Raw genomic sequence first — 8,894 nt, forward strand, 5'->3', positions numbered from 1 at the left:
CCCCGGGCCCCCCCGGGGGCGGGGCGAGCGGGCCCCTCGCCCGGGGTCCCTCGCCGGGGCCCCCCGGCGCGGGCGCGCCGCGGCCCCCCCCCCCCCCCCCACCGCCGTGTCCGGCTCCTGCGGGCCGGACGGAAGGCCCGGAACCTCAGAAGAAGACCGAGCGGCGCTGCACCAGCAGCTTGTAGAGGGTGTGCTGGATGGTCTCGCGTACCTGGTCGGTCAGGTTGAAGACCAGCATCGGGTCCTCGGCCGCCTCCGGCGCGTAGCCGTCCGTAGGGATCGGCTCGCCGAACTGGATCGTCCACTTCGTCGGCAGCGGCACCATGCCCAGCGGCCCCAGCCACGGGAACGTCGGCGTCACCGGGAAGTACGGGAAGCCCAGCAGCCGGGCCACCGTCTTGGCGTTGCCGACCATCGGGTAGATCTCCTCCGCGCCCACGATCGAGCACGGGACGATCGGCACCCCGGTCTTGAGCGCGGTCGCGACGAAGCCGCCCCGCCCGAAGCGCTGCAGCTTGTAGCGCTCGGAGAAGGGCTTCCCGAGCCCCTTGAAGCCCTCGGGCATCACGCCGACCACCTCGCCGCGTTCGAGCAGCAGCTGGGCGTCCTCCGCGCAGGCGAGGGTGTGCCCGGCCTTGCGGGCCAGCTCGTTGACGAGCGGCAGCACGAACACCAGGTCCGCCGCCAGCAGCCGCAGGTGCCGCCCCGCGGGATGGTGGTCGTGGACGGCGACCTGCATCATCAGCCCGTCCATCGGCAGCGTCCCGGAGTGGTTGGCCACCACGAGGGCACCGCCCTCGGCCGGGATGTTCTCGATGCCCTTGACCTCGACCCGGAAGTACGACTCGTACAGCGGCCGGAGCAGCGACATCAGGACCTGGTCGGTGAGCTCCTCGTCGTAGCCGAAGTCGTCGACCTCGTAGTCGCCGGTGATCCGGCGGCGCAGGAAGGCCAGACCGTGCGCCACCCGGCGCTCCCAGGGCCCGCCCAGCAGCCGGTCCGCGGCCGAGCCGAGCGCGGCGACCAGCGGGCCGCCCGGTGTGCCGGGGTGCCCCTCAGCGCCCTCCGCCGCGGCCTGCACGCCCTCGGACGCCTCACCGGCACCATCGGTGCCGGGGGTGTCCGCAGAGGCCGTCACGGCGTCCTGGACGGCGTCGGGCTCCGCGGCGACGCGTACGGCACGCTCCTCCACCGGCAGCGCGGCCACCGCGTTCCCGGTGTCGCCGCCCGCCTTTCCGCGGGCCGCGGCCCGCCCACGCGACCGCGGTGCCCCCCTCCGCGTCCGCGTGTCCTCATCGAACGGGATGACCTTGGCGTCCGCCATGGTGCGGTTCCTCCTCGCAGCATTGCTCACGAGCTCAGTCCTCGGGGGCCGCCCGCGGGGACCAGCGCGGCGAGCCGGTCGACGGCCTCGGCGAGCCGGTCCGGCGGCAGCAGGCCGTGGCCGTGGCTGCGGGCGAAGTCGCCGAAGGTCTCGGCGGTGGTGTACTTCGGGGTGAAGCCGAGCGTCTCGCGCATCTGCGTGGTGTCCACGACCCTGCCGTGGGTGAGCAGCCGGATCTGCTCGCGCGAGAAGTCGGTGACGCCGGCGGTGCGCAGCATCTGGCCCACCCAGGTGACGGCGGGCAGCAGCACCGGCACCGTGGGCTTCCCCAGCCGTCGCGCGGTCTGCGACAGCAGGAGCACCCCGTCACCTGCGATGTTGAACGTGCCGCTGTTGATCGTCCCGTTGCGCTCGTCGCGCAGGGCCAGCATCAGGACGTCGACGACGTCGTCCTCGTGCACGAACTGCAGCCGCGGGTCGTAGCCGAGCACGGTCGGCAGCACCGGCAGCGCGAAGTACTCGGCGAGCGGGGTGTCGGCCCGCGGGCCGAGGATGTTGGCGAACCGCAGAACCGATACGGCAACGTCCGGGCGACGCCGTGCGAAGCCGCGTACGTATCCCTCGACTTCGACCGCGTCCTTGGCGAAGCCGCCGCTGGGCAGCGACTTGGGCGGCATGGACTCGGTGAAGACCGCCGGGTCACGGGGCGCCGAGCCGTACACGCTCGTCGTGGACTTCACCACCAGGCGGCGCACCGTCGGGGCCTTCTGGCAGGCGCCCAGCAGCTGCATCGTGCCGATGACGTTGGTCTCCTTGACCGCGGTCCGGCTGCTCCGGCCGGGCAGCGTGCCGCTGACGTCCATGTGGACCACCGTGTCCACCGAGCGCTCCGCCAGCACCTTCGCGATCATCGGGTGCCTGATGTCGGCACGGACGAACTCCGCGCCGCCCAGATGGTGCGGGGGCGGCATCGTGTCGACCCCGATCACCCGGTCGACGTCGGGGTCGCGCATCACGCGTCGTACCAGCCGGCCGCCGAGCTGGCGGGCGACTCCGGTCACGAGCACCACTTTGCCCAAGATCAGCGCCTTCCCTCGCACCGCATGTACGCACCGTATCGGTTCGATGTTGCGCCGTGATGACGCCCGAACGTACGAGCACCGTCAAGGAGGGCCCGGCCGGCGGTCCCCCCGGGAACGCGACTGCCCTCCCGCCCCCACGGTCCGTGGGGGCGGGAGGGCAGTGAAGTGCGACGCGTAGCTCGCTTACTTCTTGTTGCGACGCTGCACACGCGTACGCTTCAGCAGCTTGCGGTGCTTCTTCTTGGCCATACGCTTGCGCCGCTTCTTGATGACAGAGCCCACGACTACCCTCGCTTCGTTTTCACTCGGTGCGGGGCGTCCGAGCCCACACGACCTACGTCGGCACAGCCTACCCGTCCGCAAGCGCCGAGTAGAAACCGAGGCGGTCGTCAGGCAGTTTCCCCCACCCCCACGTAGGACTCCCGAAGATAGTCATGGACGGCCTGCTCCGGCACCCGGAAGGACCTCCCCACCCGGATCGCCGGCAGATGACCACTGTGCACCAGCCGGTACACGGTCATCTTGGACACTCGCATCACCGCGGCGACCTCTGCCACGGTCAGGAACACGACCTCGTTGAGAGGCCTCTCGCTTGAAGCCATGACACACCTGAACCTTCCGCACATGACGGGCACCGGCTTCCCCTCCGGTGACTCCCTCTCGCACGTGCGCTCCTCCCCAGATTAGGTGCGGGTGATGCAAGTGGGGAAGAGGAGTAGCGATCGGTTGACTACTGTGACAGACACGCTCGATTGAGTACATAGCGCGTAAGCGGTCGGTAGTAATCGGACCGCACAGCGTCATCAAGCGGAACCACGACCGAAACCCTGCCCTCCGCCTCGGCGACGAAGACCGCGGGGTCGTCCGCATCGGCCAGCCCGATGGCCTCGATGCCCAGCTGACCTGCTCCGCAGACCCAGCCGTGGTCTCCCACCACGAGGCTCGGCAGCAGTCCCCCGCGTCCTGCCGCACCGGCCAGCGCGGCCCGAACCGGGAGCGGGGAGTGCGTGTGTACCGCCGGCGCACCACGGGCGCCCTCACCCGGCGCATCCCGGACCGTCGCGACGCCCCCTACGTACCAGAGGTTGTGCGTGCGTAGGCCGAATTGCGTCGCCATGTCGATACATCGGCCATGCGATGGGGTGAGGACGGGACATCCCGCCGCCGACAACCCGGCCGCCAATCCGGCGTAGAAGCCGAGCAGCCGATGCGGGTGACCAGTACCGATGAGCACGGGCTCCCTGCGCCGCGCGGCCTCCTTCAGCCGGCCGGCGAAGGCCTCGAGCCCCGCGAGCGTGCGGTCCGGGTCGATCACATCCTGCCCGGAAGTGTGCCCCGGGTCAGGCGAAACCCCACATCGGTCGGCCATCAACCGCAGGAGACCGGACTGCGTCCAAGCCCGCGCCGGCTCCAGCCCCAGCGTCTGCCGCGGATCACCCGCGGCGAACAGCCGATAGCTGCGCAGGCTCTTCTCCCGCGGTGTCGTCACGACCCCCGCGATACCCGCCCCCACCAGATGCGCCCGCAGCGCGCCGACAGTCACCACGCGCCGATGGTGGCCTCCCCCGCCCCCCTCACGTGCCGGAACGACCCGGACATCACTCCCGGGGGGCGGCCGTTCGGGTCGGCGTACCCGGCGAAACCCTCCGTACAATACGGACATAGCGCGCGACAGCGATGGGAGAGCCCCCGTGGCCGACATCTCCTCCGACACGGGCGAGTTCGACTACGTCGTGGTGGGGGCGGGATCCGCGGGGTGCGTGCTCGCCGCCCGCCTCTCCGAGGACGACACGGCCCGCGTGCTGCTCCTGGAGGCCGGCGGGGCAGGCCGCCCTCCGGAGGTCTCCGTCCCCGCTGCCTGGCCCGGCCTGCTCGGCACCCCCCTGGACTGGGCGGACCGCACCGTGCCGCAGACCGGGACCGGCCTCGCGGTGCCGTGGCCCCGCGGCCGCGGCCTGGGCGGCAGTTCGGCCATCAACGCCATGAACTTCCTGCGCGGCCACCGCTCCGGCTACGACGCCTGGGCCGCCGAGGGCGCCGAGGGCTGGGGCTGGGACGACCTGCTGCCCTGCTTCCGCCGCAGTGAGGACCTCACCGGCGTCCCGGGCCGCGACCCGGAACTGCGCGGCATGGAAGGACCCCTGCGGGTCGGCCCCGCCGCCGACCGCCACCCCGTCGCCCGGGACTTCCTGCGCGCCGCCGTCGACGCCGGCCACCCGGAGGCGGGCGACCTCGCCGGCGGCCTGGAGGAGGGGTTCGGCTGGGGCGACCTCAGCATCGCCGACGGCGTACGCCAGGACGCCGCCACGGCCTACCTGCGCCCGGCACGGCACCGGCCGGGCCTGCACGTGCTGACCGGGGCCCTGGCGCACCGGGTCCTCCTGACCGGGGAACGCTGCACGGGCGTGGAGTACGCCGTGGACGGCGGGCTGCGCACCGCCCGCTGCTCCCCGTCGGGGCAGGTGGTCCTGGCCGCGGGCGCGGTCGGCACCCCGCAACTGCTCATGCTCTCCGGCATCGGCCCCCGCAACCACCTGCGCCACTGGGGCATCCCCACCGCCGTGCACCTGCCCGGCGTCGGCTCCCACCTGCTGGACCACGTGGCCTGCGGCGTCGTCGTACGGGCCCCCCGCCCCGTCCCGCCGGGCGCCAACAACCACGGCGAGGTCCAGGGCCTGATCCGCACCCGGCCCGACGCACCGGGCCCCGACGTGCAGTTGCAGGTCGTCGACGTCCCGATCCGCGAGGAGAGCCTGCCCGGGCCGGCCGTCGGCGAAGGCTGGACGATCGCGGTCGCCCTCATGGCGCCGTACGGCCACGGAACCGTCCGGCTCTCCGGCACCGCCCCCGGCGCCCCACCGCTCATCGACCCCCGCTACTACGCCGACATCCGCGACCTCGACACGATGGTGCGGGGCCTGGACGCGGCCCGGGAGCTCGCCTCCGGCCCCGCGCTGGCGGACTGGTACGGCGAGGAGGTCCTCCCCGGCCCGGACACCACCGGCGGCACCGAGCTGCGCGCCTACCTCGGCCGCAACCTGCGCTCCTGCAACCACTACGCGGGCACCTGCCGCATCGGCACCGACGCGTACGCCGTCGTCGACCGCGCCCTGCGGGTGCGCGGTGTCGACGGTCTGCGCGTGGCCGACGCCTCGGTGATGCCGGCCCCGGTCTCGGCCAACACCAACGCCACGGTCTACGCCATCGCCGAACGTGCGGCGGAGCTGCTGCGGGCCGGCGCCCGACCGCCCCTCGCAGGGCCCGGCCGTGCCCAAGGCCTGACCGAGTACACCTAGGCCAGCAGCCCGTGCAGCGGGAAGACCGCCCGCCGGGTCGCCAGGATCGCCTGGTCCAGCCGGTCCGCCGGGTCGTACCCCGCGTCGTGGAAGCCGGTGAACGCCGCGTCCCGGCCGTCCGTCATCCGCAGCGGCCCCATCTGCCGCGTCCTGCGGTACACCTCCGCCCGCCACTCCTCGGGCGTCGCCGCCTCCGGCGCGACCGGCTGCCCGGCGGCGATGCCCACCAGGTGCGTCCACGTCCGGGGCACCACGTCGACCACCGCGTAACCGCCCCCGCCCAGGGCGACCCAGCGGCCCTCGGCGTGCTCGTGCGCCAGGCCGTGCAGCGCCTCCGCGACCGCCCGCTGCGCGTCCAGGCTCACCGCGAGGTGCGCCAGCGGGTCCTCGAAGTGCGTGTCCGCCCCGTGCTGGGTCACCAGCACCTGCGGCCGGAAGGCCGCGAGCAGCTCCGGGACGACCGCGTCGAACGCCCTGAGCCAGCCCTCGTCCCCGGTGCCGGCCGGCAGCGCCACGTTCACCGCGCCGCCCTCCGCCTCCGGGCCGCCGGTCTCCTCCGGCCAGCCGGTCTGCGGGAAGAGCGTGCGCGGGTGCTCGTGCAGCGAGATCGTCAGCACGCGCGGGTCGTCCCAGAAGGCCGTCTGGACGCCGTCCCCGTGGTGCACGTCCACGTCCACGTACGCGACGCGCTCCGCGCCCAGCTCCAGCAGCCGGGCGACGGCCAGCGCGGCGTCGTTGTAGACGCAGAACCCCGAGGCCATCCCGGGCATCGCGTGGTGGAGCCCGCCCGCGAAGTTCACGGCGTGCGTCACCTCGCCGCGCCACACCGCCTCGGCCGCCCCCACCGACTGGCCCGCGATCAGCGCCGAGACCTCGTGCATGCCCTCGAACGCCGGGGTGTCCTCGGTGCCAAGGCCGTACGCCAGTTCCGTCATGCCCTTGGGGTCGGCGGAGGCCCGGCGTACCGCCGCCACGTACTCCGCGTCGTGCACCAGGCGCAGCGTCGAGTCGCCGGCCGCGGGGGCCGCGGCCACGGTCACCGCCCGGTCCAGACCGAAGGCCCGGACCAGCCCCATGGTCAGTGCGAGCCGCACCGGGTCCATCGGATGGCCGCGACCGAAGTCATAGCCCGTTACCTGCTCGTCCCACATCAGCTGTGCGCGGCCGCTCATGGTCGACACCGTATCGGGCGGGCTCCGCCCCGAACGAGCGGGCGTACAGCAGCGTCGCCGTCACCAGCAGCATCGGGACCAGCATCGCCCCCCGGTAGCTCCACACGTCGCCCAGCGCGCCCACCAGGGGCGAACCGACCAGGAATCCCACGTAGTTGAAGATGTTCAACCGCGCGATCGCCGTGTCCGACGCCCCCGGAAAGAGCCGCCCGGCGGCCGCGAACGTCTGCGGCACGATCACGCACAGCCCCAGGCCCAGCAGCGTGAACCCTGCCATCCCCACCCACGCGCCCGGCGCGCCCGCGACCACCGCGAAGCCCGCCGCCGCCACCAGCGCGCCCGCGCGCACCACCGCCGCCGCCCCGAAGCGCCGCACCCCGAGGTCGCCGACCGCGCGGCCCAGGAGCGTGGTGACCATGTAGACGTTGTACGGGACGGTCGCCAACTGCTCGGAGCTGCCGAGCACGTCCTGCAAGTACTTCGCGCTCCAGTTGGAGACGGTGGAGTCCCCGATGTACGCGAAGGCCATCACCATGCAGAGCGGCAGCAGCAGCCGCATCGCCACCGCGGTCGCGGCCGGCGAAGCCGCCCCGTCCTGCCCGTCCGGGGCATCGGCCTTCTGGTCGACGTACCAGCGACTGCCCACCAGCGTCAGCGGGATCAGCACCGCGACCACCGGCCCGTAGAGCACCGCCAGCGACAGGTGCCAGTGCGCCCCCGCCCAGGCCAGCGACGCCCCCAGGATGCCGCCGAAGCTGTACGCGGCGTGGAAGCCCAGCATGATGCTGCGCCCGTACGCGCGCTGCAGGCTCACCCCGAGCATGTTCATGGACGCGTCCAGGGCGCCGACGCATATCCCGAAGACGGCCAGCGCCGTCGCCATCTGCCACAGCGCGTCCCCTGCGCCGGCGCCCAGCAGCGCCAGGCACACCACGGGCTGCACCCAGCGCAGCACCACGCTCGGCCGCACCCGCTTGACCAGGTGCTCGGTGACGACGCTGCCCACGCCCGCCAGGACGGGCACCGCGGCCAGGAACACGGGCAGCAGCGCGTCACTGATGCCGTAACGGTCCTGCAGCGCCGGGATCCGGGTCACCAGCAGCGCGAACGCCGCCCCCTGCGCGAAGAAACTGACGGCCAACGAGGCCCGTCCGTGGCGCAATCCGCCGTCGATGCCGTCCATGAGCGTGCAGCGTAGGGCCGCAGGCTACGGACGGGTAGATCGATCACACGAACAGTTTCGCGGGTAGCTCCGCCATGTCCGCGAACAACTCCCGCGCCCCGGCTCCCGCTCCCGCCAGCTTCTCCGCCGGCGTCATCGCCGTGAAGCCGTACGCGTCCATCCCGGCCGCCACCGCGGCCTGCACCCCGAGCGGACTGTCCTCCACCACGGCGCACCGCTCCGGCGCCACGCCCATCGTGCGCGCCGCGTGCAGGAACAGGTCGGGTGCCGGCTTCCCGCGCCCGACGTCCTGGGCGCTGAAGATCCGCTCCTCGTCGAAGTACCCGTACAGCCCGGTCTTCTTCAGCGCCACCCGGATCCGCTCGTGGCTGCCCGAGGACGCGACGCAGTACGCCACCCCGTCCGCCGCCAGCTTCCCCAGCACGGTCGCCACGCCCGGTACCGGCTCCAGTTGACGCCGGAAGCCCTCGAAGACCCGTGCGTAGTACGTGGCGTCGAAGTCCTCCGGCAGCCGCTGCCCCGTGCGCTCGGCGACGAGGTCGTGGACGCGGTGCATCGCGGAGCCCATGTAGTCGCGGACGGACTCCTCGTACGTGGTGGGGTGGCCCAACTCCGTCAGCAGGCCCGCCAGGATGCGGTTGGCGATCGGCTCGCTGTCCACGAGCACGCCGTCGTTGTCGAAGATGACCAGGTCGTAGCGCACCGCCCCACTGTAGTCGGGCACCGGATCCGGCCGGCTCTCCGTATTGCGGGACAACGCAGAAAAGCCCCAGCCCCCGAGTCGAAACTCAGGGGCTGGGGCTCAAAATTTGTTCGGCGGCGTCCTACTCTCCCACA

At 72.8% G+C, this 8,894-nt stretch carries 9 protein-coding genes; 1 reads left to right on the forward strand and 8 read right to left on the reverse strand.

All coding sequences use genetic code 11. The annotated features are described in order from the left end of the window. Positions 1-145: 145 nt before the first annotated feature. The 5 genes from ABZ312_RS44530 to ABZ312_RS44550 all read right to left on the reverse strand — a co-directional run bounded on the left by ABZ312_RS44530 (position 146) and on the right by ABZ312_RS44550 (position 3,952). The gene (locus ABZ312_RS44530; RefSeq protein WP_500329420.1) at positions 146-1,324 is read right to left on the reverse strand and encodes a lysophospholipid acyltransferase family protein; all 1,179 of its coding nucleotides are present in this window, start codon (positions 1,322-1,324) and stop codon (positions 146-148) included. A gap of 26 nt (positions 1,325-1,350) precedes the next feature. Next, on the reverse strand, positions 1,351-2,403 hold the full coding sequence (locus ABZ312_RS44535; protein ID WP_500329419.1) for an NAD-dependent epimerase/dehydratase family protein: 1,053 nt from the start codon (positions 2,401-2,403) through the stop codon (positions 1,351-1,353). Between the two features lie 186 nt (positions 2,404-2,589). Continuing rightward, positions 2,590-2,688, reverse strand: a complete 99-nt coding sequence (locus ABZ312_RS44540) for a 30S ribosomal protein bS22 (RefSeq protein ID WP_003948845.1) — start codon at positions 2,686-2,688, stop codon at positions 2,590-2,592. A 107-nt stretch (positions 2,689-2,795) separates the two neighbouring features. Beyond that, complete coding sequence (locus ABZ312_RS44545; RefSeq protein WP_018558718.1) at positions 2,796-3,008, reverse strand: helix-turn-helix domain-containing protein; 213 nt, start codon at positions 3,006-3,008, stop codon at positions 2,796-2,798. A gap of 128 nt (positions 3,009-3,136) precedes the next feature. Continuing rightward, positions 3,137-3,952 (reverse strand): phosphatase, encoded by an 816-nt coding sequence (locus ABZ312_RS44550; RefSeq protein ID WP_500329418.1) that lies wholly within the window; start codon positions 3,950-3,952, stop codon positions 3,137-3,139. Positions 3,953-4,106: 154 nt separating this feature from the next. Between ABZ312_RS44550 and ABZ312_RS44555 the strand changes: the two genes are divergently transcribed. Further along, on the forward strand, positions 4,107-5,702 hold the full coding sequence (locus ABZ312_RS44555; RefSeq protein ID WP_500440181.1) for a GMC family oxidoreductase: 1,596 nt from the start codon (positions 4,107-4,109) through the stop codon (positions 5,700-5,702). Here ABZ312_RS44555 and ABZ312_RS44560 read toward each other — a convergent pair. Genes ABZ312_RS44560 through ABZ312_RS44570 form a run of 3 tightly spaced genes read right to left on the reverse strand, consistent with a single transcriptional unit; the run spans position 5,699 to position 8,760 of the window. Next, a complete protein-coding gene (locus ABZ312_RS44560) occupies positions 5,699-6,874 on the reverse strand; it encodes an acetoin utilization protein AcuC (RefSeq protein WP_500329417.1) in 1,176 nt (391 codons plus the stop codon). The two genes, ABZ312_RS44555 and ABZ312_RS44560, sit on opposite strands and share 4 nt — an antisense overlap. Continuing rightward, positions 6,825-8,057, reverse strand: coding sequence for an MFS transporter (locus tag ABZ312_RS44565; protein ID WP_500440180.1), 1,233 nt, complete (start codon positions 8,055-8,057; stop codon positions 6,825-6,827). The genes ABZ312_RS44560 and ABZ312_RS44565 overlap by 50 nt, the downstream gene beginning before the upstream one ends. A 43-nt stretch (positions 8,058-8,100) precedes the next feature. Beyond that, positions 8,101-8,760 (reverse strand): HAD family hydrolase, encoded by a 660-nt coding sequence (locus tag ABZ312_RS44570; RefSeq protein ID WP_499513256.1) that lies wholly within the window; start codon positions 8,758-8,760, stop codon positions 8,101-8,103. Between the last annotated feature and the right edge of the window lie 134 nt (positions 8,761-8,894).

Origin of the sequence: Streptomyces sp. NPDC006207, from assembly GCF_040613835.1 — a bacterium.
GTDB lineage: Bacteria > Actinomycetota > Actinomycetes > Streptomycetales > Streptomycetaceae > Actinacidiphila.

What these genes read in the sequence shown, in the direction of transcription:
- ABZ312_RS44530 (WP_500329420.1), bottom strand. Translation starts at nt 1,324, where the DNA reads ATGGCGGACGCCAAGGTCATCCCGTTCGATGAGGACACGCGGACGCGG.
- ABZ312_RS44545 (WP_018558718.1), bottom strand. Translation starts at nt 3,008, where the DNA reads ATGGCTTCAAGCGAGAGGCCTCTCAACGAGGTCGTGTTCCTGACCGTG.
- ABZ312_RS44560 (WP_500329417.1), bottom strand. Translation starts at nt 6,874, where the DNA reads ATGAGCGGCCGCGCACAGCTGATGTGGGACGAGCAGGTAACGGGCTAT.
- ABZ312_RS44565 (WP_500440180.1), bottom strand. Translation starts at nt 8,057, where the DNA reads ATGGACGGCATCGACGGCGGATTGCGCCACGGACGGGCCTCGTTGGCC.